The 25,963-nt window shown below is 64.8% G+C and carries 24 protein-coding genes and 1 pseudogene; 14 read left to right on the forward strand and 11 right to left on the reverse strand.

Features of this window, described 5'->3' with window-relative positions; all coding sequences use genetic code 11:
- Positions 1-10 precede the first annotated feature (10 nt).
- Entirely contained in the window at positions 11-973 is a 963-nt protein-coding gene (locus tag FJ956_RS30910) for an AraC family transcriptional regulator (RefSeq protein WP_246672171.1), read from the reverse strand.
- A 368-nt stretch (positions 974-1,341) separates the two neighbouring features.
- On the opposite strand from FJ956_RS30910, the gene FJ956_RS25765 reads away from it, so the two are divergent.
- Together FJ956_RS25765 and FJ956_RS25770 are read left to right on the forward strand one after the other, a co-directional pair.
- Positions 1,342-2,499, forward strand: a complete 1,158-nt coding sequence (locus FJ956_RS25765; protein ID WP_140681576.1) for a LuxR C-terminal-related transcriptional regulator — start codon at positions 1,342-1,344, stop codon at positions 2,497-2,499.
- A 176-nt stretch (positions 2,500-2,675) separates the two neighbouring features.
- Positions 2,676-3,443 (forward strand): outer membrane protein, encoded by a 768-nt coding sequence (locus tag FJ956_RS25770; protein ID WP_246672172.1) that lies wholly within the window; start codon positions 2,676-2,678, stop codon positions 3,441-3,443.
- Positions 3,444-3,693: 250 nt separating this feature from the next.
- Here FJ956_RS25770 and FJ956_RS25775 read toward each other — a convergent pair whose 3' ends face one another.
- Genes FJ956_RS25775 through FJ956_RS25785 form a run of 3 tightly spaced genes read right to left on the reverse strand, consistent with a single transcriptional unit; the run spans position 3,694 to position 7,465 of the window.
- Positions 3,694-5,988 carry a xanthine dehydrogenase family protein molybdopterin-binding subunit gene (locus FJ956_RS25775; RefSeq protein ID WP_140681578.1) on the reverse strand — a complete coding sequence of 765 codons (2,295 nt, stop codon included), beginning with the start codon at positions 5,986-5,988 and terminating at the stop codon, positions 3,694-3,696.
- Complete coding sequence (locus FJ956_RS25780) at positions 5,985-6,968, reverse strand: xanthine dehydrogenase family protein subunit M (protein ID WP_140681580.1); 984 nt, start codon at positions 6,966-6,968, stop codon at positions 5,985-5,987. Before FJ956_RS25780 ends, FJ956_RS25775 begins: the two co-directional genes overlap by 4 nt.
- Positions 6,965-7,465, reverse strand: a complete 501-nt coding sequence (locus FJ956_RS25785) for a (2Fe-2S)-binding protein (protein WP_181170315.1) — start codon at positions 7,463-7,465, stop codon at positions 6,965-6,967. The genes FJ956_RS25780 and FJ956_RS25785 overlap by 4 nt, the downstream gene beginning before the upstream one ends.
- A gap of 468 nt (positions 7,466-7,933) precedes the next feature.
- On the opposite strand from FJ956_RS25785, the gene FJ956_RS25790 reads away from it, so the two are divergent.
- Positions 7,934-8,530, forward strand: a complete 597-nt coding sequence (locus tag FJ956_RS25790) for a TetR/AcrR family transcriptional regulator (protein ID WP_140681622.1) — start codon at positions 7,934-7,936, stop codon at positions 8,528-8,530.
- Positions 8,531-8,637: 107 nt separating this feature from the next.
- Here FJ956_RS25790 and FJ956_RS25795 read toward each other — a convergent pair.
- Positions 8,638-8,999 (reverse strand): annotated as a pseudogene (locus FJ956_RS25795) (DUF559 domain-containing protein).
- 193 nt (positions 9,000-9,192) lie between these two features.
- Between FJ956_RS25795 and FJ956_RS25800 the strand changes: the two are divergent.
- The gene (locus tag FJ956_RS25800; protein ID WP_140681582.1) at positions 9,193-10,023 is read left to right on the forward strand and encodes an aldo/keto reductase; all 831 of its coding nucleotides are present in this window, start codon (positions 9,193-9,195) and stop codon (positions 10,021-10,023) included.
- A 47-nt stretch (positions 10,024-10,070) separates the two neighbouring features.
- On the opposite strand, the gene FJ956_RS25805 is transcribed toward FJ956_RS25800, so the two are convergent.
- Positions 10,071-10,370 carry a hypothetical protein gene (locus FJ956_RS25805; RefSeq protein WP_140681584.1) on the reverse strand — a complete coding sequence of 100 codons (300 nt, stop codon included), beginning with the start codon at positions 10,368-10,370 and terminating at the stop codon, positions 10,071-10,073.
- Between the two features lie 146 nt (positions 10,371-10,516).
- Between FJ956_RS25805 and FJ956_RS25810 the strand changes: the two genes are divergently transcribed.
- The 5 genes from FJ956_RS25810 to FJ956_RS25830 all read left to right on the forward strand — a co-directional run bounded on the left by FJ956_RS25810 (position 10,517) and on the right by FJ956_RS25830 (position 15,157).
- Positions 10,517-11,416 carry a VOC family protein gene (locus tag FJ956_RS25810; RefSeq protein ID WP_140681586.1) on the forward strand — a complete coding sequence of 300 codons (900 nt, stop codon included), beginning with the start codon at positions 10,517-10,519 and terminating at the stop codon, positions 11,414-11,416.
- Positions 11,417-11,456: 40 nt separating this feature from the next.
- Entirely contained in the window at positions 11,457-12,059 is a 603-nt protein-coding gene (locus FJ956_RS25815) for a sulfotransferase family protein (protein ID WP_140681588.1), read from the forward strand.
- 93 nt (positions 12,060-12,152) lie between these two features.
- Positions 12,153-13,118: a sigma-70 family RNA polymerase sigma factor gene (locus FJ956_RS25820; RefSeq protein WP_140681590.1), complete on the forward strand. Its 966-nt coding sequence runs from the start codon at positions 12,153-12,155 to the stop codon at positions 13,116-13,118.
- Positions 13,119-13,284: 166 nt separating this feature from the next.
- On the forward strand, positions 13,285-13,677 hold the full coding sequence (locus FJ956_RS25825) for a carboxymuconolactone decarboxylase family protein (protein ID WP_246672173.1): 393 nt from the start codon (positions 13,285-13,287) through the stop codon (positions 13,675-13,677).
- 94 nt (positions 13,678-13,771) lie between these two features.
- Positions 13,772-15,157 (forward strand): amidase family protein, encoded by a 1,386-nt coding sequence (locus tag FJ956_RS25830; RefSeq protein ID WP_140681592.1) that lies wholly within the window; start codon positions 13,772-13,774, stop codon positions 15,155-15,157.
- A gap of 52 nt (positions 15,158-15,209) precedes the next feature.
- Here FJ956_RS25830 and FJ956_RS25835 read toward each other — a convergent pair whose 3' ends face one another.
- Positions 15,210-15,986: a DUF2270 domain-containing protein gene (locus tag FJ956_RS25835; protein ID WP_140681594.1), complete on the reverse strand. Its 777-nt coding sequence runs from the start codon at positions 15,984-15,986 to the stop codon at positions 15,210-15,212.
- 120 nt (positions 15,987-16,106) lie between these two features.
- A complete protein-coding gene (locus FJ956_RS25840; RefSeq protein WP_140681596.1) occupies positions 16,107-16,313 on the reverse strand; it encodes a hypothetical protein in 207 nt (68 codons plus the stop codon).
- Between the two features lie 431 nt (positions 16,314-16,744).
- On the opposite strand from FJ956_RS25840, the gene FJ956_RS25845 reads away from it, so the two are divergent.
- Positions 16,745-18,976, forward strand: a complete 2,232-nt coding sequence (locus FJ956_RS25845) for a cation:proton antiporter (RefSeq protein ID WP_140681626.1) — start codon at positions 16,745-16,747, stop codon at positions 18,974-18,976.
- A gap of 50 nt (positions 18,977-19,026) precedes the next feature.
- Here the strand turns inward: FJ956_RS25845 and FJ956_RS25850 are convergent, their stop codons facing one another.
- Complete coding sequence (locus FJ956_RS25850; protein WP_140681598.1) at positions 19,027-20,235, reverse strand: MFS transporter; 1,209 nt, start codon at positions 20,233-20,235, stop codon at positions 19,027-19,029.
- A 398-nt stretch (positions 20,236-20,633) separates the two neighbouring features.
- On the opposite strand from FJ956_RS25850, the gene FJ956_RS25855 reads away from it, so the two are divergent.
- Entirely contained in the window at positions 20,634-22,535 is a 1,902-nt protein-coding gene (locus tag FJ956_RS25855; protein ID WP_140681600.1) for a hypothetical protein, read from the forward strand.
- Positions 22,536-22,601: 66 nt separating this feature from the next.
- Positions 22,602-23,030, forward strand: coding sequence for a VOC family protein (locus FJ956_RS25860; RefSeq protein WP_140681628.1), 429 nt, complete (start codon positions 22,602-22,604; stop codon positions 23,028-23,030).
- Between the two features lie 3 nt (positions 23,031-23,033).
- Here FJ956_RS25860 and FJ956_RS25865 read toward each other — a convergent pair whose 3' ends face one another.
- Positions 23,034-23,273, reverse strand: coding sequence for a DUF1127 domain-containing protein (locus tag FJ956_RS25865; protein ID WP_210243612.1), 240 nt, complete (start codon positions 23,271-23,273; stop codon positions 23,034-23,036).
- A 177-nt stretch (positions 23,274-23,450) separates the two neighbouring features.
- On the opposite strand from FJ956_RS25865, the gene FJ956_RS25870 reads away from it, so the two are divergent.
- The gene (locus FJ956_RS25870) at positions 23,451-24,893 is read left to right on the forward strand and encodes a LuxR C-terminal-related transcriptional regulator (protein WP_140681602.1); all 1,443 of its coding nucleotides are present in this window, start codon (positions 23,451-23,453) and stop codon (positions 24,891-24,893) included.
- On the opposite strand, the gene FJ956_RS25875 is transcribed toward FJ956_RS25870, so the two are convergent.
- The gene (locus tag FJ956_RS25875) at positions 24,890-25,489 is read right to left on the reverse strand and encodes a DUF922 domain-containing protein (protein ID WP_140681604.1); all 600 of its coding nucleotides are present in this window, start codon (positions 25,487-25,489) and stop codon (positions 24,890-24,892) included. The genes FJ956_RS25870 and FJ956_RS25875 overlap by 4 nt on opposite strands.
- 117 nt (positions 25,490-25,606) lie before the next feature.
- On the opposite strand from FJ956_RS25875, the gene FJ956_RS25880 reads away from it, so the two are divergent.
- Complete coding sequence (locus FJ956_RS25880) at positions 25,607-25,840, forward strand: hypothetical protein (protein WP_140681606.1); 234 nt, start codon at positions 25,607-25,609, stop codon at positions 25,838-25,840.
- Positions 25,841-25,963 lie beyond the last annotated feature (123 nt).

Below are 25,963 nucleotides of genomic sequence, written 5' to 3' on the forward strand. Positions count from 1 at the left end.
ATGCCCGGTTCTATCTGGCGCTCGTTGGCGTGTAGCCGAAGCGGCGGCGGAAGCAGCGATTGAAGTAGGACACGTCGCTGAAGCCATTCATCAGCGCGATTTCGCTGACGCGCAAGGCGTCGTTGTGCCTTTGCGAGAGCATCCTGTGCGCGTACTGCAAGCGCAGTTCAAGAACGCGTTCGGAGAAGCTGATGCCTGTCTCCTGCAGCAGATCCTGGACATAGCGCGCCGACAGGCCGAGCTCTTTTGCGACGCCTTGCGCGGAGATTTCTGGATCGGTGAAGCCGCTGCGAATTTTAGTCAGAATCGCTTGCGTCCGTACCGCACGTAGACCTCGCGCGTCCGCATTGTCGTCCGCCGTCACAGGTGCGGCAGGGGTAGCGGCGGCGGCGATCAGATCGGCAATATGATCGGCCACGAACTGCATGGTCAGTTGAGACTCGGCTTCTTTCTCATGGGCCAGAACGCCGACATAGGCACGAACAAGGGCGTTTATCATCATGGAGCTAGACACGGCCGTCATCAGGCGATCCTCAAACCCTGCACATCGCTGATGCACGCGTTCGCGATCGGTCTGCACGGCGATCAGGCCGCATTGTCCGTCGCTCACTCGGATGATTGACGGAGCGCTCTGCTCGACAAGAACGGACGCGCCTGGACTCAGATCGGCGCTCCTTCCCGACTGGTCGACGCTGAGCGGGGAGTGTCCGGCATTGAGAAGCAACACGACATTGTTCGTGCTCTGGGCCGCAATGTCTTCAGTGGTTCTCGATATCGATTTGACAGTGCCGTGGATCGTGCCCACCGAAACGTCGCAAGTTCGAACAATCCTGAGCTCGCCTTCGAATGATCTGCCGACGGCCGGATCGGCACGCAGACGGGCGTAACCGGATGAAAGCGTTGAGATCCACTGCTCTTTCTGGATTTGTTCGCCGCCGATCAGGTCGCTGGAATTGTAGATAATCCTGTGCAAGCATCCCTCATACTTCAAGCACGTTCCCCTGCCTGCATCGTAACAGCATCAAGACCTCAACCGGCGAGCCGATGAAAACACGTCTTTCGTGACAAGGAAGCGCCCCGCTAAAACCCGCAGTCTCAAAAAAATCGAACGCGACACTTTCCATTCCAGGAATTACCAGCAACATTGAGCGGTCGGCGTTCAGCTGATTGAACCCCTTAATCGAGCCCAACCACGCTTAGCGTCACCCGAAAGTATGACGCCAGCAAAATCCTCCAGGCGGGATCGGTGTCCTTGCACTGGGCCGCTGTCAAAGTGCTGGTTTCATTTTTGCCCGCCATCCATCCTGTGAGGGGCGGGGCATGCCTGGATTAGGAGAAACGGTGGAAAGGCTTAGCAGCGAAGTACTTTATTCGATTATCGGTGAAATTTATGATTGCGTTTTGAACCCGGAAGGCTGGACCGGGGTAATGACCCGGATCACCGAAGCCGTCGACGCCGCCTATACCACGGTCGCACTCGCCAGCACTGCCGACAACCATGGTCGTTTCGCGGCTCAATCCCCCTGGGATCTGGTGCAAATGCGCGTGCTCCAGGAAGATTATGACTTTGATGGAATTCCCGGACTGAAGGCGGCGGTCGTTGGCGATATCGACACGCCTATTGCGACGCTGTCGCTTATGAGTGAGGCCGAACTCCAGCAAACGCCATTTTTTCAGAATTGGGCCAAACCGCAGGGATTGCGCGAGGGTTGCATCACCAAATTCGTTCACACGCCGGACCGGATTGGGCTCATGGGCTGCACCACGCGAGCCAATAGGGGTATCATAACCGTTGAAGAGCAGCGGTTCCTGGCATTGCTCTCGCCGCATCTGCGCCGCGCTTCCCTGATTGGAGATCTGCTCGATCAGACCCGCATTACCGCCAATTTCTATCGCGAAGCGCTCGACCATCTCGCCGTGCCTATCGTTTTTGCCGGCGCCGACGGAGCAATCCTCCATGCGAATGGGGCTGCCGACCGGATGTTTTCCGGGCAGGGTCCCATTCTTTCCAGGAAGGGCCTGCTCCAACCGCAGAATCCGGTGGTCGCCCGCGCTTTGGCGGAAGCATTAGCCAGCGCTGCCGGCACAGATGCTTCGCTTGGCTCTCGCGGCATAGGGCTGCCCGTTTCAGCGCCGGGTCAACCGCCCGCCGTAGCCTATGTGTTGCCGCTGACCGAAGGAACCGCGCGCGCGGCTTTCCGGCCCGCCTGTGCTGCCGTCTTCGTATCGACCACGACGTCCTCTTCTCCGCTGCCGGAAGCCGTTCTCACGACGCTGTTCGATCTTACTCCCGCGGAGGCCCGGGTCCTCCTGCGGATCGGCAGCGGATTGCCCGCGTCCAGGAGCGCCTCGTCGCTCGGCATCAGTGAAAACACTTTGAAGACCCATCTCAACCGGATATTCGCCAAGACCGGCACGAGGCGCCAAGCCGATCTCGTCAAACTGATTTCGGACATAGGCATGCCTTTCGTGACTTATCAGGCTGCCGCTCGCCGCTGAGCTGGCCGTGCCGAATTCCTCGTCGACGCCGGGCGGTGCCAAGTAGACTCACACCCAAACGCCGCGTCCAGAGCGGCAATCGACTGAGGCTGTATGGCCACACTGTCCGGGAAAGCGTTGCGGCGCTCTCCAGGACAATTCGGGTGCGGCTCAGCCCAAGACGCCGCTGGCGAACAATGCAAAACCTCGATGACACCCGGATCGCCGCCGAGCATTTCGCGGCTGGGGAAGCAACATTGGGACAGCAAGCAATGAAAACGATTCTTCTCGCTACGGCCTTTGTTCTCACGTCTGTCGGCATGGCGTCCGCTGCGGATATCAATGAAACCTTGCCCGTTGCCGCCGACTACGACTGGTCTGGCCTCTATGCCGGTGTTCACTTCGGTTACGCCGCCGGAAACTCCGATCTTTTAATCGCCGGCTCCGGCGGTGGGGGCACCGACCTTATCAGTTCCCTCGACCCGGACGGTTTCATTGGCGGCATCCATGTCGGCTTCAATCACGAAATGGCGAACCGCTTCGTGCTCGGTGCCGAGGCCGACATTGCGTACAATGATGTAGATGGACTGACGACCTTGGCCGGGAGCGGCACGTTGCTCAAGAGCGAAATCAAGTGGTCGGGTTCGGCGCGACTGCGGGCTGGCTATGCTTTCGATCGGACCTTGCCTTACCTCACCGTAGGCGTGGCCGCGGCCAAGTATGAAGTGACTGGGATCACCGGCACCCCCAGCGGCAACATACTACTCCACGACGAAACCCATGTTGGCTGGACGGTTGGAGCTGGCGTTGAGCACGCCTTCACCGATAAATGGATCGCTCGGGTTGAATATCGCTACTCCGACTTCGGCAACAAGGATCTCTCGATAGCAGATGGTCTTGCCACGGCCACGAACGTCGATCTCAAGACGCACGATCTGCGGGTCGGCCTCAGCTACAAGTTCTGATCTGCATCCTCCCGCCAACATCGAACCCCGGCCACCGCGCCGGGTTTTGCTTGTGCCGTAAACGCATGCACGACCGCCGGCACCGAGAAGATGACGATGCGCGCTCGGCCGGTGAGCGCCTCGGCGCGATCATGGACACCTACCGGCCCGCTTCGGCGATCAATACGAAGTGAGGTGGAATCGGCGGCGCCGAAGCCGCCGATCTCGCCGGGGGATGCCCGGCAGGGCAGAGGGGTGCCCGGCGCCGACCTCAGATCAACTTCTCCAGCGTGATCGGCAGATCCCGCACCCTTTTCCCCGTCGCATGGAACACTGCGTTGGCAATCGCCGGCGCGATGCCGACGATTGCCAGTTCGCCCACGCCCTTGCCCCCAAGGGCGGAGGAGTGCGGGTCGGGGATGCCGACCGAGATGGTCTGGATGTCGGGAATGTCAGCGTTGGTCGGCAGCATGTAGTCGGCGAAATTGCCGTTGACGATGCGGCCGTGGCGGCGGTCGACGATGCCTTCTTCGAGCAGCGCCTGGCCGATGCCCATGATGATGCCGCCCTTCCACTGGCTTTCCGCCAGCTTGGGGTTGTAGAGCCGGCCCGAGTCCAGCGCAGACACCACGCGCGACACGCGCACTGTGCCGAAATCCTCGTCGACGCGCACCTCGACGAAATGCGCGCACCAGGAATGGCGCGAATAGTCGCCTTCGGTGTGCGGGATCGACATGGCTATCGTGGTATAGTTCTTGTAGCGCTCTTGCGGCGTCGTGTTGGCCGGCAGCGTGTCGCCCTTGGCTTCGATCTGGTCGCGGCCGATCGCCACCATGAACTCGGCGATCGACAGCTCCGGCCCTTCGCCGCGCGGCGAGGCGATGCGGCCGTCCTGGACGACGAGCGTATTTGCCTGCAGCCTCTGGAAAGGCGAGCGCGGGTCGGAGAGCGCCAGCCCTATCAGCTCGTCCAGCGCCTGGCCCGCCGCCTTGTAGACGGCGCCGGTCATGACGCCGGCGAGCCGCGAGCCGCCGGTGACGCCGGCGCGGGCGAAATGCGAATCGCCGAGCTTCACCGACACTTGGCTCACCGGCACGCCAAGCGTCTCGGCGGCGGTCTGCGCCAGGATCGTGTAAGTGCCCTGGCCCATGTCGATGGAGGAGCTTTCGACCTCGACCGAACCGTCGGCCATGAGCTTCACCACCGCCTCGCCATGCGCGCGCCGCACCGGATAGGTGCCGGCCGCCATGCCCCAGCCGATGAGCTGGTGGCCGTCGCGCATCGAGCGCGGCTCAGGTGAGCGCTTCGCCCAGCCGAAGGCTTCCGCGCCGGCGGCAAAGGCCTCGCGCAACTGGCGTGTCGACCACGCCTTCTTTGCATGCGGGTCCTGCTCGGCATAATTGATCAGCCGCATCTCCAGCGGATCGATACCGAGCTCATAGGCAAGCTCGTCGATGGCGCTTTCGATGCCGAAGGCGCTCGGGTTCTCGCCGGGCGCGCGTTTTGCTCCCGGCACCACCGTGTTGACCCGCACCACATTCTGCTTCGAGGAGAAGTTGGGCGTGGCATACATGATCGAGGTGACGGAGCCGAGCGGCTCGACCCACATGCCGTCGACGGCCGTCTCGTTGACGCCGCGGTGCACGATCGACTGGATCCTGCCGTCCCTGTCGGCGCCGATGGCAACGGTCTGCCGCGTCGCGGCGCGGCCGCCATAGGACGTGAAATTCTGCGGCCGGTTGAGCACCAGCTTCACTGGCCGGTCGAGCATCCTGGCGGCAGCCGCCGCGACCGCGCTGTGCGCCAGCGCCAGCGCCTTGGAGCCGAAGCCGCCGCCGATATAGGGCGAGACCAGCCGAACATTCTCGAACGGCACGCCGAACCATTCGGCGTAGGTGCGCGCCATGCCGTCGAGCCACTGGCTCGGTTCCCAGATGGTCAGCTCCTCGCCCTCCCAGCGCGCGATCAGCCCATGCGGCTCCATCGCCGCCTGGAATTCGCGCGGCATGTTGTAGGCAGCGCAGATGCGCACAGGCGCCTCGGCGAAGGCGGCTTCGGCGTCGCCCCATTCCTTGGTCATGGCGTCGATCGGGATGCCGTCGCCCGCCTTGCCGTCGCTCAGGTCGACGATGGCCGGGCTCTCGTCATACCACACCTTGACCAACGCGGCCGCCGCCACCGCCTGCTCGAACGTCTCGGCCACCACGGCCGCGACATGCTGGCCGGAAAAGGTGACCTCGCGCACGAGCGGCGCGTAGGTCGGCTGCGGCGGCGGGTTGCCGAGCCAGTCCGATGCGCCCTTCAATTCCATGATGGTGTCGGGCGTCAGCACGGCGAGCACGCCGGGCGCGGTCTCGGCCGCTCTGCTGTCGATGGCGGTCACCTTGCCGGCCGCGATGGTCGCGCCGACGAGCACCGCATGCGTCAGCCCCTCGAGCTGCTGCTCGACGGCGTAGTGCGCGGCACCCGTGATCTTGGCCGGGCCGTCGACGCGCGACAGCCGCCCGCCGACCACTTCGAGGCGCGCGCTGTCGGACGCGGCGTGTTTCATGTCATGAACGGTCATGCCGTCCCTCCCAATTTGAGGATGGCGCGCGCGATCACGCGCGGCGCCAGCGCAATCTTGTAGTGGTTGGCGCCATGGTCGACGGCGCCTTCGATGGCGAGTTCGCTCGCCTTGCGGATCGTGGCTTCGTCGAGCGGCTTGCCTTTCAGCGCCTCTTCGACGGCGCGCGCCCGCCAGGGCTTCGTGGCGACGCCGCCGAGCGCGACGCGGATGTCGCGGATGGTGCGGCCGTCGCCTTCGAGCTCCAGCCCCACTGCTGCGCTGGCTGCGGCGAATTCATAGGACTGGCGGTCGCGCACCTTGATGTAGGTCGAGCGCCTGGCCGCGGCCGAGCCGGGGATTTCGATGGCCGTGATGACCTCGCCGGGGCGGATGTCGTGCTCCTGTTCGGCGGTTGCGCCGGGGGCGAGGAAGAAGTCCTCGACCTTGAGCTTGCGCTCACCAAGATCGACTTCGGCGTCGAAGGCGACGAGCGCCACCGCCAGATCGCCCGGATAGGTGGCGATGCAGGCTTCGCTCACGCCGAGCACGGCATGGCCGCGCGTCACGCCGCCGATCGCCGAGCAGCCGCTGCCCGGCGCACGCTTGTTGCAGGCCGGGAAGTTTTGCGGATCGCGGAAATAGGGGCAGCGCGTGCGCTGCATCAGGTTGCCGCCGATGGTCGCCATGTTGCGCAGCTGCGCCGAGGCCGCTTGCCACAGCGCCTCCGATACAGCCGGAAAGTGGTTCTTCACCTCGGCATTGTCGGCGACATGGCTCATCTTCGCCAGAGCGCCGATCACCGCGCGGTCGGCGGTGGCGTCGATGGCGTTGAGCCCCTCGATGTGACTGATGTCGATGACGGTCGAAGGTTCGGCGACGCCGCATTTGGCGAGGTCGATGAGCGTCGTGCCGCCGGCGAGCAGCATGGCGCCGGGAAGGGCGGCGGCGTTGCGCGCGGCTTCCACGCTGTCGGCGCGGAGGTAGGAAAAATCTCTCATGAGCGCAGCTCCTGTGCGGCCTGGCGGACGGCGGCGACGATGTTCGGATAGGCGCCGCAGCGGCAAAGATTGCCGGCCATGTATTCGCGGATCTCTTCGTCGGAGCCGGCATGGCCCTCGCGGATGCAGGCCACCGCCGACATGATCTGCCCCGGCGTGCAGTAGCCGCACTGGAAGGCGTCCTGCTCGAGGAAGGCGGCCTGCACGGCGTGCAGCGTGCCGTCCTCGTCGGCGAGCCCTTCGATGGTGGTGATCGAGCGGCCCTCGACCTGAGCCGCCAGTGTCAGGCAGGCGAGCACGCGCTCGCCGTCGACATGGACGGTGCAGGCGCCGCACTGGCCGTGGTCGCAGCCCTTCTTGGTGCCGCTGAGATGCAGCCGGTCGCGCAGCGCGTCGAGCAGCGTCACGCGCGGCTCGACGTCGAGGGAATTGTCGCGGCCGTTGATGGTGAGGTGGAGGGAAAGCGTGGTGGGACTGATGGTGACTTGGTCATTCATGGGGCGTCGGGCTCCAATTGCTGGACGCTTGAGCGGATGGAAATGGGGCTTGGGAGGTGAGGGGCAAGGCGTAGAAGCTGCCAATCTCCCCCCAGTGGGGGAGATGCCCGGCAGGGCAGAGGGGGGCGCGAAGGAACGAGGCGTTTTGCGATTTATGCTCGCGGAGAGAAATCTGCCGGAAGGGAGCGCTTGTTATCGATTGATATATCGGCGGGACAGCGCCCCCCTCTGGCCTGCCGGCCATCTCCCCCACGAGGGGGGAGATCAAGCACTCCACCGTCTCCGCCCGTCTCCACCAACCAGGGTGCGTTTCCCGTCCTTCTCTACGTGACATACCGCTTCCCCTGGTTATATGATAAAAGCACTCCACTAAAACGGAGGTGCCTCCGTTTATTTAACTGGGGTCTGGCCAGCCATGGTTCAACCCCCCATATTGCATTGGTGGAGAAAAAAGTGCCCGACCGGGAAATGACCGCTGAAGCGACGCGCGACGCGCCGGCGCCAAAGCCGTTGCGCGCCGATGCGCAACGCAACCGCGACAGACTGGTCGAGGTGGCGGCGCAGACTTTCGCGAGCGACGGCGTCGATGCCTCGCTGGAGGAGATCGCCAAGCGGGCAGGGGTCGGCATCGGCACGCTCTACCGCCATTTCCCGACGCGCGAGCATCTGGTCGAGGTGGTCTATCGCCGCGAGGTGGAAGGGCTCTGCCAGGCGGCTGACGAACTGGCGCGCGAGCATCCGGCCGATGTCGCGCTGGAGTTCTGGATGCAGCGCTTCGTCGACTACATCGCGACCAAGCGTGGCCTCGCCACCAGCCTGCGCCTATTGCTCACCACCAACTCGACGCTGTTCTCCGACACGTCCGGCCGCGTCTCCGGCGCCATGCGAGGCCTGATCGAGGCCGCCGCCGCCTCGGGGAAAATCCGCGCCGATGTCGACGCCTCCGATGTGATGCACGCGCTGGGCGGCATCTACTCCGCGCCGAACACGCCAGACTGGCGCGAACGGTCGGGGCGGCTGGTGAAGCTTCTGATGGATGGCTTGCGGTTCGGGGCGAGGGGCTAACCTTCCCCTTCTCTGCTGTGGGCGGAGCCGGCGGCGAAATAACCAATCTCCCCCCTCGTGGGGGAGATGTCCGGCAGGACAGAGGGGGGCGCTGTCCCGCCGACCTCTCAGGCAAGGCCGGCTGCTATTACGATGTGCTGACACACATCGTCGATGTCGCGCATAACGTCGTCATTCCAGAAGCGCAGGACGGTCCAGCCATCCAGCTCCAAGCGCTTGGTTCTGGTCTCGTCGGCGAAGGTGATGTCGGCATCTCCATGCTGTGATCCATCACTTCCACGATCAGCTTCTTCTTCGGGCAAGCGAAGTCGACGATATAGCCCGCGACCGGCAACTGCCTGCGAAAGCCCAAACCCATCAGCCGGTGAGCACGAAGCTCGTTCCAAAGCTTCAGTTCAGCGTCGGTCATGACTTTGCGCATCGATTTCGCGTTGGCTCGATGTCGAGGTGGGAGTGGTGTATGCGGCATGGGTGCATTAGACCGAGGCAGGTTCACCTGCGTTTCTACTCTACGGCGCCCCCCTCTGTCCTGCCGGACATCTCCCCCACGAGGGGGGAGATTGGCAGCTTCGGCGCCGCGCCGTCTTCTCTATCACTGACTGGCATTCCCCAATCCACGGCCTACATAGTCGGCACCACCCTCCCTCCTAAAAGGATCCCCCATGTCCGAACAGCTCACATTGAACGACGGCGCCGCCATCCCGCAGATTGGGCTCGGCGTGTGGCAGGTCGATCCCGACATCACGGCCAAGGTCGTTCGCTGGGGCGTCGAGGCCGGCTACAGGCTGATCGATACCGCCGAGGGTTATCGCAACGAGGAAGGCGTCGGCGAGGCGATCCGCGCCGCCGGCGTGCCGCGCGGCGAGCTGTTCGTCACCTCCAAGCTGCGCAACGGCGCGCACCAGCGTGACGCAGCGTTGCGCGCCTTCGACGACACGATGCAGAAGCTCGGCATCGACAGGATCGACCTTTTCCTCATCCACTGGCCGGTGCCCAGCCAGGACAAATATGTCGAGGCCTGGAAGACGCTGGTCGAGTTGCAGAAGGCCGGGCGCATCAAGTCGGTCGGCGTGTCGAACTTCAACCGGGATCATCTGGAGCGCATCATCGGCGAGACCGGCGTGACGCCGGTCGTCAACCAGATCGAATTGCATCCGCGCTTCCAGCAGCGCGACAAGCGCGATTTTCACGCCAGGCACAACATCCGTATCGAGAGCTGGAGCCCGCTGGGCAGCGGCCGACTGCTTTCCGACCCGACGCTGGAGAAGCTGGCGAAGAAGCATGGCAAGTCGGTGGCGCAGGTGATCATCCGCTGGCATTTGCAGGAAGGGCTGATCGTCATCCCGAAGTCGATCCACCAGGAGCGCATCGCCGGCAATTTCGACGTCTTCGGTTTCGAATTGGACGCGGACGACATGCAGACCATCCATGGCCTGGATTCGCGTGATGGCCGGACGGGGCCTGATCCGGCCACGGCGGCGTTTTTGTTCTGAGGATTAGGCTCCACCTTCTCCCACAAGGGGAGAAGGCAAGGGGCGCCCTAAATCCCGTCGCCGTCCACCAGCGGCACGTCATCTCCCTCCCAGGGGCTCGGCATCGACCCGCGCCCTGCGGTAGGCAGCGGCATCCAGCATCTGAGTTCCGGTTCTGCATATTCGACGATGCGGCCGGGCGAGGAGTCCGACGCCCGCCAGCCTTCCTCGCCGAACTGGTCGGCGCGTGACCAATAGGCCATGTCGACCTCGGCTGGTCCCTGCTCGGAGGAGCGCACCGTCACCAGGATGCGGCTGCCGTCCCGCGGCGCACTCGCCATGTTGCGCCACTGTTCGGTCTCGTCCATGCGATCTCCTCCTGCTGAACCAATTCCAGAAGAACCGGCCGTCGCAATAGTCGCCGCCCGCCGGGAACGGGTCAACCCGAACTTGGAGCGCGACAGGCAATTCATTCACAGCTAATATGTCATTGGCCGCAATCGGACAGACGACGATGGACGAAGGATTGCTGTCTCCGGTGACCCGTCTCGGGCCGGTCCATCTCAGGGTGACCGACATGCCGGCGGCCTTGAACGTCTGGCGCGACGCGCTTGGGTTGGCGCTGCTTGGCGAGGACGCCACCATGGCGGAGCTTGGCGCCGGCGGCCGGACGCTGATCGTGCTGCATGCCGGCGCGGAGACACCGCTGCCGCAGAAGTCGCGCGATCTCTTCCATGTCGCCATCCATATCACCAGCCGCCGCGATCTCGCGCATACAGCGGCCCGCCTCAAGGCATCTGGCTTACGGTCCAGCGCCCAGGATCACCTGGTTTCGCAATCGCTCTATGTCTCCGACCCCTCCGGCAACGGTATCGAGATCTGCTTCGACACGCCGGAGCGCTTGCTGCGCCGCGAAGTGTCGCCCAACGGCCGCGTGACGCTGATTGCCACCGACGGCAGCGCGCATTCGGGGCTCGAGCCGCTGGACGTGTCGGGCCTGCTGCGCGACCTCGGCAACTCCGGCCATATCGAGCCGAAGATGGCGCAGGATGCCTTTATCGGCCACATCCATTTGCGCGCCCGCGCGCCCGAGATGCTGATGAAATTCTATCTCGGCGTGCTCGGCTTCCGGCCGCATATCCAGTCCCGGACCTTCGGCATGTTCGACTGCGGCACGGAGCGCCGCGCCCATATGGTGGCCTTCAACATCTGGGCGCGCGACGAGCTGCGCGAGCCGCCGCCGGGTGCCGCCGGCCTCGACCATTTCACCATCGAGCTTGGCTCGGCGCAGGAGCTCGCCGCCGTGGAGCGCAGGCTCGAAGCGGCCGACATACCGGCGAAAAGGGACGGTCCCGTTATCTCGACCGCCGATCCGGAAGGCAACCGCCTGCGGCTCGTGGTCCAGGGAGATTGATCGCAACCGCTTGAAGACGGGGAGAAGCGGAGGAGGGGAAATGTCGCTCAAGGTGATTGGAGCCGGCTTCGGCCGGACCGGGACTGATTCGATGCGCGAGGCGCTGACCATGCTCGGCTTCGGCCCTTGCCATCATATGTCGGAGGTGATGGCGCATGAGGAGCAGAAGCTGCTCTGGCGGGCGCTGGCCAAGGGCGCCGCGCCCGACTGGGACAGGCTCTTTGCCGGTTATAAATCCTGCGTCGACTGGCCCTCGGCGCATTACTGGCGCGATCTGATCGAAATCTATCCCCAGGCGCGCGTCATCCTCACCTGGCGCTCGCCCGAAAGCTGGTGGGAGAGTTTCGAAAAGACGCTCCTGCCCGCCATCGCCGGCAGCATGGACCGGGACTCGCTCGGCATCTCGCTCGTGTCGAAACAGGTTTTTGATGGCCGCCCGCAGGATCGCGCCCATGCGATCGCGATCTACCGGGACAATGTCGAGGCGGTGCTGAACGCCGTGCCTACCGAACGTCTGCTGGTCCACAAGCTCGGCGACGGCTGGGCGCCGCTTTGCGCCCATCTAGGCATTCCCGTGCCGGACGAGCCCTATCCCAGCCGCAACAGCACGCAGGAGTTCCGGTCGGCGCTTTCGCTGAGTTAGACGAGTTCGAGTCGATGGACGCATGCATCCGAACTTTCCGGCCCCTCATCGCATCCTGTCTCTTGTGATATGATCAGGGCAGGGGATCAGGCCATGGGGCAAGCCGGTTTTGATCGCGGTCGAGGCCAGCCCGATGCGGCGCTGGTGATGGCTGCGCGCTTCGGTGAGGCGCACGGTTTCGGTCTATTGTTCGAGCGCTACCGTCCGCAACTCCATGCCATGGCCCTGTCGATGCTGGGCTACACCGGCGATGCCGAGGACGCGGTCCACGACACGTTCCTCACCGCGCTCGTCCGGCTGGACGGCCTTCGCGATCCCGCCGCCGTCGGCGGCTGGCTGCATTCGATCCTCAGGAACCATTGCCTGATGGCGCTGCGCCGGCGCCGGCCCTGTGCCGGACCTGCCGAAACCGAGCGCGCATTCCGCGAGCTCGCCGACGAGGAACGCATCGAGAGCCGCATCGAAAGCCGCGACCTGCGCGACTGGGTGTGGGCTGCGCTGGCGCATCTGCCGGAAATGCAACGTGCTACCGTGATGCTGCGCTATTTCGGCAGCTCGCCGGGCTACGAGGAGATATCGGCCATTCTGGGCGTGCCGGTGGGCACCGTGCGCAGCCGGCTGGCTGACGCCAAGATCAGGCTTTCGGAGTTGCTGCTTGCATCGGCCGGCCTGCCCGACAGGGAGCATCAGAAGCTGGTGGCGGAGCGGCTGGCTTTCTACACCGAGGAATACCGCTCGCTGCAGCACGGCGGCAAGGAGCGTGTGCTTTCCCATTATGCCGAGGAGCTCGACATCGCCTTCGCCGGAGGGCCGCGCGGCATTGGGCGTCACCTGTTCGGCGAGGCCATCGACGAGGATGTCGGCGCCGGGGTTCGCCATGAGCCGGTGCGGGCGCTGGTCAGCGCCAACGTCACCGTGCTCGAGGGCGATTTCGTCAACCCGCCGGAGAACCCGTTCCATTGCCCGCCAAGCTTCGCCGTCGTTTTGGTCCACGGCGAGCGCCAGGTGCGCGTGATGCGCGTCCACACCTGCGAACGGCCGCCGCGCCTCGAGGAATGACATCTTCGTGAAGTTCGCCGGCCCGGCGAACTTTTCGATGCGCCCCATCATCCTGTCTAGGTCACGCGGCCGGTTGCCGGCGCGTCAACCACAGCAAGGAGGAATTCCGATGTTTGCCTTTCTCGCAGTCAGATTGAGCCGCGCCGTCGTTCTAGGCTCGCTTGCCATGCTCGCGACGCCGTTGCTTGCCCAGGCCGACGATTACGATGCGACGCTGAAGGACATCCAGTCGACGATGGGCGGCGTGCCGAGCTTCGTGAAACAGTTCCCGAAGGCCGGTCTGCCCGGCGCCTGGGCCGAGGTCAAGGCCATCGAGCTCAGCGACAAGACGGCGCTGCCGCCGAAGGTCAAGTCGCTGATCTCGCTGGCGGTCGCCGCGCAGATCCCCTGCAGCTACTGTATCTGGTCGGACACGCAGGACGCCAAGCGCGCCGGCGCCACCGACGAAGAGATCCAGGAAGCGGTCGCCATGGCGGCTCTGACCCGCCACTGGAGCACCATCTTCAACGGCATGCAGGTCGACTTCGAGCAGTTCAAGAAGGAGATGGGCGGGCAGTGAGATAGTGAGGGATCAAGGGCTAGGGCAGTAGGGGAAACCACAGGCTATTGCTCCCTACTGCCTTAACTCCCCCCAACACAGGGAGACCACGCACATGACCGCCGCTCTTGCCACCGGCACCACCTTCCTGACCGCCACCCAACTGGCGGCGGCGATCCGCGAGCGGCGTGTGAGCGCAAGCGAGGCGATGGAGGCGCAGCTGGAGCGGATCGCCGCCATCAATCCGCTCCTCAATGCCATCGTCACCCTCGACGAGAAGGCCGCGCGCGACGGCGCCAGGGTAGCCGACGAAGCCATTGCGCGCGGCAAGACCGTGGGCCCGCTGCACGGCGTTCCGGTTACGCTGAAGGACGGCCACGCCACTGCCGGCATGCGCACCACGATCGGCCTGAGGGCCTGGGCCGACCATGTACCGACGGTTGACAGCACCATTGCCGCGCGCCTTCGCAAGGCCGGCGCCATCATCATCGGCAAGACCAATGTGCCGCCGAGGCTGCGCGACCTGCAGACCGTCAACCCGATCTTCGGCCGCACCGGCAATCCCTGGGATGTCACGCGCACGCCGGGTGGCTCCAGTGGCGGCGCGGCGGCGGCGGTAGCCGCGGGGCTTGCTCCGCTGGAGATCGGCAGCGACGCCGGCGGCTCGATCCGCGTGCCGGCGCATCTGTGCGGCGTCTATGGCTTCAAGCCGACGCAGGCAACCGTGCCGATCACCGGCAGCTATGCCGATCCGCCCGACATACCGCGCAGCTTCCGATTGCTGTTCGACATAGGGCCTCTTGCACGTGACGTCGACGACCTCATCCTTGCCCACCGCGTCATCGCCGGCGCCGACGGCCTCGACACCGAAGTGCCGCCGGTGGCGACGGACGAGGAGCCGGAGCCGCCGCTCGACCGGCTGCGCATCGCCTTCGCGCCGGAATTCCCCGGCGTGCCGACCGCTCGCGACATCGCCGATGCGATTGCCGGTCTTGCCAGCGCGATCGACGCTGGCGGCGCACGGGTCGGACAGGCCCTGCCGTCACATGATTTCGCCGCAGAGCGGGCGCTGTTTTCGGACTTCATCACCTGGTATTCGCAGGCCTTTCAGCCGCCGCCGGAAAACTCCCCCACGCTGTCGGCCTATCTCGAGGCGCTCAATCAGAGGGACGAATTCATCTACGCATGGGAGCGCTTCTTTGGCGATTGGGACGTGCTCGTCTGTCCGGCGATGATGTGCACCGCCTTCCGCCACCGGGAGATGGGAATGCCGATTCCGGTCGATGGTGTCGAGACGCCCTATTGGAGCGCGCTCAGCCACGCCTGTCGCTTCAACCTGACAGGTCATCCGGCCGTCGTCATTCCGATCGGCCTCGACCGAGAAGGCCTGCCGATCGGCGCTCAGCTCGTCGGCCGCCGCCATTCGGACATGAAGCTGCTGGCGGCCGCCAAGGCGCTGTCGCGCCTGACCGACGGCTTTGTCAGGCCGCCGGGATTGTGATCGCGCGGCACGCTCCAGCAAGCATGGCTAAAGTGCTTGCCACGCCGCTGTTTCACACATGCACGTCGCCGAAGGACAGCTCGCCGTCATCGGCGCGGACCAGGAACGCCGCGGCCAGCAGCGCGAGGTAGCAGCCGGCCACCCCGCACACGACGACGACGCCGGGGATGGGGCCCAGTGTCGCCACCCGGAACGTGTCGACGAGCGAGGCACCGAAGCCGATGGGTGAACCGTCGCGCGACAGGCTCGGCGTGGTGATCTTCAGGATCCAGGCAAGCAGCAGGATCGTGTACATGAAGATGTAGTTGCGGCGCAGCCGCCTGATCAGCGCCGCGCGCTGCGTGATCAGGAAACGCGGCGAGCGCAGGCCTTCGCCGAGGATGGCGAGCCAGTTGGAAGCGTAATCCGGCTGCGGCGAAAAGATCTGCGCGAAATAATAGCGCTCGAACTGCCGCACGCGGGCGCGGTAGACGTCGAAAAAGCGATAGCGCCGCGCCTCGATCCACAACAACAGCGTGATCAGGAGCATGGCGAACAACAGCACGCCGTGATGCGCGGAGGGGGTCGACAGCGACACCGACAGCATCGCCGCCACCACGGTGATCGCCCAGTTGCTGGTGCGGTCGAGCCGGTCGCGCCAGCCGGCCATGCGCGCGATCTCGGCGCGATGGAAATGCGACAGCGTCGTGGTGAATTCGGGGGAGCTGAGCTTCAGCGCCAGCGTGTCGGAAGCGCGCGGCGGCGCGGCCTTCTCTGTTGATCTTACCGGCGCAGCCGCCTCTGTCGGCCAAGCCGCGTCGGTTGGTTTTGTGGCCCTTGTCTGGGACATCCCTCTGCCATGCGCCTCCCACCGCCATGGCCGACCGCCCCGACTTGAGATCGGCCGGCCACACCCAATCCTCATAACGTGCGGCCGGCCAGAATGTTCCCGCCTTTTCAGGCGGATAAGTCAGGATGCAAGCGGGGGAAGACCACCATTCGCGCGCCGCGGAAAGGGCAGCACATCGGCTATCGGCCTGGCATGCTGGGCTGCCGCCACCGCATCGATCACAAGGTCGAGCGCCGCAAGCGCCGCGCGGCTCGTTTCATCGTCGCCGCGCAGGTAATGGCAGGCCCGATCGAGGTGCAGGTGGGCGGCGGCAAAGTCGCTTTTCATTAGCTTCTCCTTGTTGCCCGCCACGGCGCGACCATCGCCGAGTCGATTTACCGGGAAGCAAAGATCGGCGGTGGCATTTGATTAGAATTGTAGGATACGGCGCCGGAACTGCCGATCTCCCCCCTTGGGGGGAGATGCCCGGCAGGGCAGAGGGGGCGCCGTAGAGCACCAACTTCTGCCCCTGTCTCTCTTGCTGCATGTCCCATGCCTGATCGGCAGATGTTAACGCTTCTGGCTGCGAAGCCGCATTCCTTCGCGCCCCCGTCTGTCCTGCCGGACATCTGCCGCACGAGGGGGAGATTGGCAGCTTCGACGTCGTGCAACCGAAGCACCGGCCAAACCGTTATGACGCGAAATCGAGGGGAGACACCTTGTCCAAAATACTCAATCGGCGTTGGTCGATCGCGCTTGGTGCTGCGGCGCTCGCCCTGATGCCCGCCGTCGCCTTCGCCGCCGAGAAGACAGGCATGTCCTCGGAAGGCATTTTCGTCGCCGAGGTGATCCTGCTGCTTGTCGTCGGCCGCGGCATCGGCGAGGTGCTGGAAATACTGGGCCAGCCGGCGGTGATGGGACAGCTGATCGGCGGCATCCTGCTCGGGCCCTCGCTGCTCGGCTGGGTCTGGCCGGCGGCCGAGCGGCTGATCTTCGCCGACGACCCATCGCAAAAGTCGATGATCAACGCCATCGCCCAACTCGGTGTGTTGATGCTGCTCCTGCTCACCGGCATGGAAACGGATCTCAGGCTGGTGCGCCGCGTCGGCCGCGCCTGCTTTTCCATCTCGGCCGCGGGCGTCGCCATGCCCTTCGCGCTCGGCTTCATCGCCGCCCAGTTCATGCCGGCCACGCTGCTTGCCGCCGGCAGCGAGCGCATCGTCGCCGGGCTGTTCCTCGGCACCGCGCTCTCCATCTCCTCGGTCAAGATCGTCGCCATGGTGGTGCGCGACATGAACTTCATGCGCCGCGACCTCGGCCAGATCATCGTCTCCTCGGCCATCATCGAGGACACGATCGGCTGGGTGATCATTGCCATCACCATCGGCATCGCCACTAAGGGGCGTATCGAGATCGGCAACCTGGCCTTTACCATCGCCGGCGTCGCCGCCTTCATGGCGTTTTCCTTCACGCTAGGACGCCGCATCGTCTTCGACGCCATCCGCTGGACCAACGACACTTTCCGCTCGGAATACGCGGTCGTCACCGTCATCCTCGCCATCATGGGCGCCATGGCTTTGATCACCGACCTGATCGGCGTGCACACCGTGCTTGGCGCCTTCGTCGCCGGCATTTTGGTGGGCGAGTCGCCCATCTTGTCGCGCCACATCGAAGGACAGTTGCGCGGCATCATCACCGCGCTGTTCATGCCGGTCTTCTTCGGCGTCGCCGGCCTGTCGGCCGATCTCACCGTGCTTGTCGATCCGCAGCTCGCGCTACTCACCGTGGCGCTGGTGGTGATCGCCTCGATCGGTAAATTCGGCGGCGCCTTCATTGGCGCGGAGGTCGCCGGCATGAGCCGCGCCGAAGGCATCGCTGTCGGCTGCGGCATGAATGCGCGAGGTTCCACGGAGGTCATCGTCGCCTCGATCGGCCTGTCGATGGGCGTGCTTTCGCACAACCTCTTCACCATGATCGTCACCATGGCCGTCATCACCACCTTGATCATGCCGCCGACCTTGCGCTGGGCGTTGCGCCGCCTGCCGATCGGCGAGAAGGAAAAGAAGCGGCTGGAGCGCGAGGAGGTCGACCAGCGCGGATTCGTCGCCAGTCTGGAGCGGCTTCTGGTGGTGGTCGACGAGGGCGTCGTCGGCCGCTTCGCCGCCTATCTCGCCGGCGTCATCGGCGCCGGCAAGCCGACGACGGCGCTGCATTCCAGCGGCGAGATCGACGCCGAGCCGACCGAGGGGCTGCATCTGGAGGAGATTGAGAAGGGTGCGGAGGACAGCCGCGAGGCGGCGAAAAAGGGCGACGAGACGCCGGCACGCGAAGCGCCGGTCACTCGACGCCAGCACGAGGTGCTTTCGGCCGAGGCGGTCGCCAAGGAGGCGCGCAAGGGCTACGGCATGCTGCTCGTCGGCCTCGGCCGTGCGGTCACCCCCAAGGGCGGCTTCTCGCAACGGTTGAATGAAGTCGCCGGCGCTTTTGACGGGCCGCTCTGCCTGGTGTTGAAGCCGGCGACCGCTGGCCGCCAGATGCCTCGGCTCGGCCCGGAATCCGGCAAGATCCTGGTGCCGGTCAACGGCACGGCGGTTGCGCGCCGAGGCGCCGAGCTGGCTTTGGCCATCGCCGCCGTCACCGGCGCGCCGGTCAAGATGCTCTATGTCGCCAGGGTCGGCCGCGACGAGCCGCGCGACACGGTCTCGCATCGCCGCCGAGAGGCGGTGCTGAAGGACATCGTGGCCCTTGCCGACCGCTATGGCGTCGAGATCGAGACGGCCATCCGCTCGAGGGCCGCCGCCGCCGATGCCATCGCCCGCCAGGCCGGCCGCAGCGTGGCGTTGATCGTCATGGGCGTGGCGCGGCGCCAGGGCGAGGAACTGATTTTCGGCGAGACGACGACGGCCGTCCTGCGCCGCGGCCCATGCCCGGTGGTGCTGATCTCCGACGAGCGGGTGAAACGCGACGAGAGCGACCGCGAGGCAGTGCGCACGGGCACGGGAACCGGCTGAGGCGATTGGCCAATCTCCCCCCGCAAGGGGGGAGATCAGATCGGCAGTTCTCAAGCCATCTGCAGCTTCTGCCGGCTGGGTTGCGGCGGGAAGGCGATCGCGATCCCGGCCGCGCCCAACCCGATCAGCGCCGAGCCGATGAACAGCCAATGGTAGCTGGCGGTGGCGTCATAGATCATGCCGCCGGCGAGCGGCCCGAGCGACATGCCGAGGCTGGAGAGCATCGTGGCCGCGCCGAGGATGGTGCCGATGATGCGCAGGCCGAAATATTCGCGCGCCAGCACAGCGTAAAGCGGCATCACGCCGCCATAGGTGGCGCCGAAAATGACGGCCAGAAGGTAGAACTGCTCGAGCTGGCCGACGGTGAGATAAGCGGCGATCACCAGGCCTTGGATAGCAAGCCCGGTGACCAGCACAGGCTTGACGCCCAGCCGGTCGCCGAGCACGCCGTAGAGCACGCGCCCACCGAGGCCGGCCAGCCCCTCGACGCTGTAGATCGACACGGCTGCCATCGGCGCCACGCCGCAGGACATGGCATAGCTCACCATGTGGAAGATCGGGCCCGAATGCGCCGCGCAGCAGGCGAAGAAGGTGAGGCCGAGCACGATGAATTGCGGCGAGCGCAGCGCCTGGCCGACGCTCATGCCGGGATCGTCAGCGGCGGGTGCCGGCGCGCCGTCGCTGGCCGCGACCGCCGCTGGCGGCTGGCGCACCAGGAAGACGGTGGGCAACAGCAGCAACCAGGCCATGACGCCGATATCGAACATCGCGGTGCGCCAGTCATAGGCCGTTATCAGCCAGCGGGCGAAGGGCGAGATCGTCATCGGCGCGACGCCCATCCCGGCCGAGACCAGCGAGACGGCGAGGCTGCGATTGGTGTCGAACCAGGCGGTGGTGAGCGCGATCATCGGCGCGAAGAAGGCGCTGGCCGCCAGCCCGACGATGACGCCGTAGCTCAGCTGGAACACGATGAGCGACGTGGCCCGGCTCGCCACCACCAGAGACAGGCCAAGCAGCACGGCGCCCGCAAGCACCACGGGCCTGGCGCCGACCCGGTCATAGATCGCGCCCCAGGCGAAACCGCCCAGACCCATCACCAGGAAATTCAAAGTCATGGCGCTGGAAATTCCGGTGCGCGACCAGTTCGTGTCGAGCGACATCGGCTCCAGAAAGATCGCCAGCGAAAACATGGCGCCGAGCGCCACGCAGGTCATCAGCGCGCCGGCCGCGACGATGACCCAACGATAGGAATGGTTCATGGTTCTGCTCCCGAAATCGGTTCGATGCGGCGCAATTTCTCCCAGTTCGGTTGTGCCGCTTGCGTTCGAAGGACGTTGGCTCGACTCCAAATCCGACAATCCGGTTGCATTTTTTATCCGGTTTGCGTGCAAGTCCATCCTGACATGGCAGGGGCGGCCGGCACGAGGTCTCTGCCGGCAATGTCGGCCACACCTCAAGTTAACCGGGCTCGCCTAGAAAGCCTGTGCGGAGGCGGATCATGGATGTCGTAAGGCACATCAAGAACACACATTACTTTGCCGTCACGCTCGGCGCTTCCGAGCCATGGGTGATGAAGCCGAGTCCGGGCTACTACGTTCCGTCCCGGCACGGCATCTCGCCATCCGGTCTTGCCTGGTTCTTCGATCCCAAGGAAGGGTTGTTCATCTACGATGCCACGGCCCGGTCGCTGCGCCGCAACCTCAGGCTGCCGCCGGCGACGGACACCAACGGCAAACCGTCGCACCAACACGCGGACCACCAGATGCTGCGAAGTCCCGACGGACGCATGCTCTACCATCTGGTCAGCCACGGAATCCGATCGGTCGATCTGCGCGTTGTCGATCTTGAGCAGCAGGCCGTGGCCAAAACTGTCGAAGGCGTTCCAGGGGGCATCATGCCGGTCCGCAACGCGGTGGTGGATGGCCATGGCAAAATCGTTTACCCGGCCCTTGTTGGCGATGCCGGACGGCGCGATCCCGGACTGGCCTCTATAGACCCACGCTCCGGGGCTGTCGAAACGGCGTCATGCCAGGGCAGCAATTCCAACGAAAGCCTGCATTCGCCAAGCCCTGACGGACGCCACTGGCTACGCTCCGACAATTCGCGCCTGCCGCATGTCACGCAACAGGGCGAGGACTATTTCAGCTTCGGGCTCGAAATCTGGGAGGCACATCCACTGCGCATCGTTGCCGTCGCCGCCCCGATGTGGATGACCGCGTATGAGTTGCCGGACGAAGGCCATCTGGACATGAATGCGTGGAAGGAGGGCAGACCTGCCAGGCGCGGCGAGATCTACCGCAAGCTGTCGAATTTCCTCAAGGAAAACCCGCAATCGACCTGGCGCAATCTCAGCCACAAGAACGCCGACTTGCTTTGGCCCGAGGAGAAAAGCTTCTACGCCAATGTCAGCTCGAACCTGCACAAATTCGGCTTCGGCGAAAACGACATGATCGGCTGGCAGCCGGATGGCCAGGCGTTCTGGGTTCAAAAAAACAACTTCGTCGCCTGTATCGGTGTCGATGGAAAGCACTCGCCGAAGCTCAGGTTCGAGCGCTTTGGCATGCGAACCGGTACCTGGCTGCCATGCGCGGCGAATTTCAAATCCGCCACGCCACGCGATGGACGGCGGCTGGAGATGCTGTTTGACAACGAGATCGCCATTGCAGATGGCACCGCGCAGGCTGCGACCACGGCAATCCGCATCATCTCGCGCCTTGACGACGAATGCCGCCCGATTGCGGCCGATGGCAGCGCCGAAGCCGACGTAAAGCTGGCGCAGAAGGCCGAGGAACTGGCGAAAAAGCGCAGTGTCTATCGTGTCGACCTCGCCGCCATGGACGAGGCCGGCTGCGTGGCGGCTATCGATGCGCTCACCGCGCAGATCGGCCCTGACATCAATCAGCGGCCGCACGACAATAAGCTGCGCGCTGAATTCCTCGACGGCCGCAAGAAGCTCGATGAGAAAACCTTCTTCGCCCATGTCGAACAGACTTGCCTGGCAGCAGCACCGGCCACCGCCCGTCTGCTGGAGGCGGTCTGTGAAAACCTCAATCCGTTGATCGGCGCATATTATGAACCCTACTACAGCGAAGACACGGCCGTTGGGGCCTTCGGCTACGCAGCGCGCGCCCTTGCTGTGCTCGACCGGGGCAGCAACGCCTTGCTGCTGCGCTACGGCGCGCTGATCGACACCGACCACGAGAACTTCTTCCTGTCGGAAACACTGCCGCTCATGCTCCGCAATGAGGGCGATGAAGGCAAGCGTCTGGAACTGGCCGAGACCTATTTCATCGGTCGGCTCGGCAATGCCGCGGACCCGTATCCGTTCTGGAAATCGACCGGTATGGAAAAACTGGCAAGCGGCCGGTTTTCGCCGCAAGACTATGCCGGGCGTCTCTTGCGGCTGGCGCGGGACCGGGGCCTTGGCGAGAATCCGAAAGGCGATTTCGGTTGCTACCTCCTCGACTGGCTCGGCCGCGACATGGAGAAAGGGCCGTCGCCGTGGGAGGCTGCGTTGCTGAAAGAGCTTCGAGGTGCTGTGGCAACAAGGCGAGCCTGACAGAAAAAGCACCGCCGAATTGACGCGGCGCTCAGCGACGGTAGTTTGCGATCTCGTGATCAGGAGATATCGCTCATGGAACTTTATCGCGGCCGCCTCATCGACCATATTCAGCTGGTGGTGCGGGATCTCGAGGCGAGCCGGCGCTTCTACGAAGCCGTTTTCAAGGTACTGGGGATCCCGATCGGAGGCGAGGCTGAGGATTTCTTCTGGGCCGACGAGCTGTTCATCTCCAGTCTCGACAGCCGCGCCGCACTTGGCGTGCTCACCGGCCGTCACCATCTCGCCTTCCAGGCGAAGGACCGCGCCATGGTCGATGCCTTCTACCAAGCCGGGCTCGCCGCCGGCGGCAAGGACAATGGCGCGCCCGGCGAACGCCGCTACCATCCCGGATACTACGCCTGCTTCCTGCTCGACCCTGATGGCAACAACATCGAGGCGGTGTTTCATGGGCCGGCGACTCGGAGCGCGGCTGCGGTGGTGGTGAGTTTCTGAGGCCTATCGGCGCCAGAACGGTTTAGCGAGCTCCTCCCGCACCTCGTCCATGGTCAGACCGATATCGCCGATCAGATATGGCGTATAGCGCGCCTTGAGCGCCAGCTCCTCGCGGAAGCAGGCTCGTTCGTGCCACACGGCCAAAAGGCCGAGCACCCCGGGATGACGCGTCAAGCTTTCTCCGGCCGGCGGGTCGCGGAGGTCGAGCCGCACGGCGCCGTAAAAATCGGAAATCGTGTTCAATATTGGTTTCATCGTCGGCTCCTCGGAAGAACGGCCCTCATCGAGGGCACGCCGGGAGCCTGAACCGCCACGCTCGGTCGATCCATCGGCTGCATGCAGTGTTTTGGGTCCTGCATTTGTAGTATTTTGCGGGGGGCGGGGCGTTGATAATGTCGCCGTCCGCGGGCAGGAATCGAGATGAACCACGACGCTGCGTCCATACCGGCCGCGCTTTCAGCGCGCCAGCCTGTGCCGGCCTTGTCCGAGCGCGAGCGTGCGGTGGCGGAAAGGTTCGCGGCTGGCCTGACCTATCGCGAGATCGGCGAGGCGCTGTTCATCGCGCCATCCACCGTGCGCACCCATCTCGCCGCGATCTACGAAAAGCTCGGCGTCCGCAGCAAGGTCGCGCTTGCCATGCATATCAACGCCGTCACAGCCATGCCGGCCGTGCCCGACACTTCGCCGGTCCTTGCGATATTTCCCGTCGAATGCCTGAGCGCCGACGAGCAATGGCGCCGCTTTGCTCGCGGGCTGTCATCCGACATCACCATCGACCTTGCGCGCTACGCGGATCTGCCGGTCATTGCCTTCCACACCATGAAGGCGCTGGGCAGCAAGCCGGCCGAATTCGCCGCCGACGGCAAGGCCCTGGGCGCTGCCTATCTTCTGTCCGGTCAGTTGCGCGCCGACACCCAGCGAGTGCGGCTTACGATGGAGCTGGCCGATGCGCGAACCGGCGTCAGCCTGTGGAGCGAACGCTTCGACCGGTCCGTCGAGGACGTCTTCGCGCTGCAGGACAGCCTGACCGAAAGCGTGATCAACGTGCTTGCCGGCTGTTTCGGAGCGATCGCCACGGTCGGCCGCAACGCAATCCTTCGCAAGCCGCCGGCCAGCCTGCGCGCCTATGACTGCTATCTGCTGGGCGTCGAGCAGCACAACACCTTCAGCCGCAGCGGCAACAGGGAAGCCATCAGGCTGTTTTCACGCGCGCTCGAGCTTGACCCGACCCTGGTCAAGGCCTGGACCGAACTTGCCTACGCCTATTCGATCGAGGCGTGCAACGGCTTCGGCGACAATCTGAGCGCCTCGATCGCCAAATGGCGCTGGGCGGCCGAGAATGCGCTGCGGCTCGACCCGAGCGACAGCACTGCGCACAACTGCTTCGGCGATCTCATGGGTTGCCTCGGCGATTTGGAGGCAGCTGAAAGGGCGCACCGGCGCGCCTTCGAATGCGGTTCCAACCATGCCGACACGCTGGCGCTGCTTGCCGGCAGCAAGGCGCTGGTCGCCGGCGATCCGGCGGAAGCCATCCCGCTCATCGAGCGCGCCATGCGACTCAACCCGCTTGCCCCGCCCTGGTATTTCGGCATGCAGGGGCGCGTCCTGTTCACGGCCGGCAGGCACCGGGAAGCCATAGCCGCGCTGCGACGGAGCACGCCGGATTCGCCGCACGTGCTGATCTTCCTGATGCTCGCCCACGCGACACTAGGCGAAGATCGCGAGGCCGCAGCCATCGCGGACCGTCTGCGCACCGAATTCCCCGGCTTCTCGGTCGAGGGCTTCATCTCTGGCTATCCGGTCAGCAATCCCGGCGCCGCGCGAGCCATCCGCGAAGCAGCGAAGTTGGTGCCGCTCTGCTAGCCCCCGGCGAGAAACGCCGCGATCAGCTTCAGCATGTTGCCATCCTGCCCGAACTCGATCTTGTCGAAGTCGCGGCTGTCCTGGCGCTGCGCCTTGGAGAGCTGGTCGAGATAGGCCGTCAGCTCCGCTCGGACCTTCGTGCAGCCGGGATCGTTCTGTGCGCTAAGGCCGGTGCTGAAGACGACGATCTTGTCCACCATGTCGACGATACCGGCGCCGTGCACCTTCTCATGCGCGATCAGCCCGGCGGCGAAAGCGTCCCAGCGCGTTTGCAAGGCCGAGCCAAGGTTTCCCGCCGGCTTGGGCAGCGTGTAGGTGATGATCAGCTTCGGCCGCGCCGTCTTCAGCACGCAGGCGCTGCCTTGCGGCTGGTAGTCGCGCTGCCAGGTCAGCTTGAAGAAAGTATGCGCGATGACGCGCCGTTCGTTGCCGGCCGAATTCTTGCCGATCACCGGCCCTTTCTCCCCGATCGAGAGATAAAGCTGCTCGGCGCTCTGGCCCGAGACGGCATAGGTCTCGATTTTCTCGACGGGTTTCCAGTCGGCGAGCGCCGGCGTGGACGAAAGCAGGGCGGCGAGGAGGAGGGCGGGTTTCATGCGGCGAGCCATAGCATTGGGCCTCGCTTGGAAGAAGCAGGCCCGCCGATTTTCGGAACCCGCTCCGCCGTCAGCCGTTTCCTTCGGCAATCATCCCGACCCATGGGGGAGGACAAGATGACCCGCAACGACATCATTTCCGTGCTTGGACCGGTCGACGAGGCCGTCATCGCCGACATCGCGCTGACCGGCGCCAGCCTCGAGGAACTGCGCGAGGCCTTCGCCTGGATCGGCGCCGACGAGGCGCTGGTCAACGAGGGCCACGCCATGCCCGGCGCCCGCGTGGCGAAACTGATTGAGATCCTCGACCCTCCCGAGGATGAGCCCGAGGCGCCGGGCGCGATGGAGTAGGGCAGCGACGCTTGATCTCCCCCCTTGTGGGGGAGAAAGCGATTTCTGTCCGAACCGGATAGATAGGTAACAGAATGGACCGATTAGATGGGTGACAGTTTTCTTGTCTGCCGGGAGGACCGG

Origin of the sequence: Mesorhizobium sp. B2-4-3 (assembly GCF_006442815.1) — a bacterium.
GTDB lineage: Bacteria > Pseudomonadota > Alphaproteobacteria > Rhizobiales > Rhizobiaceae > Mesorhizobium.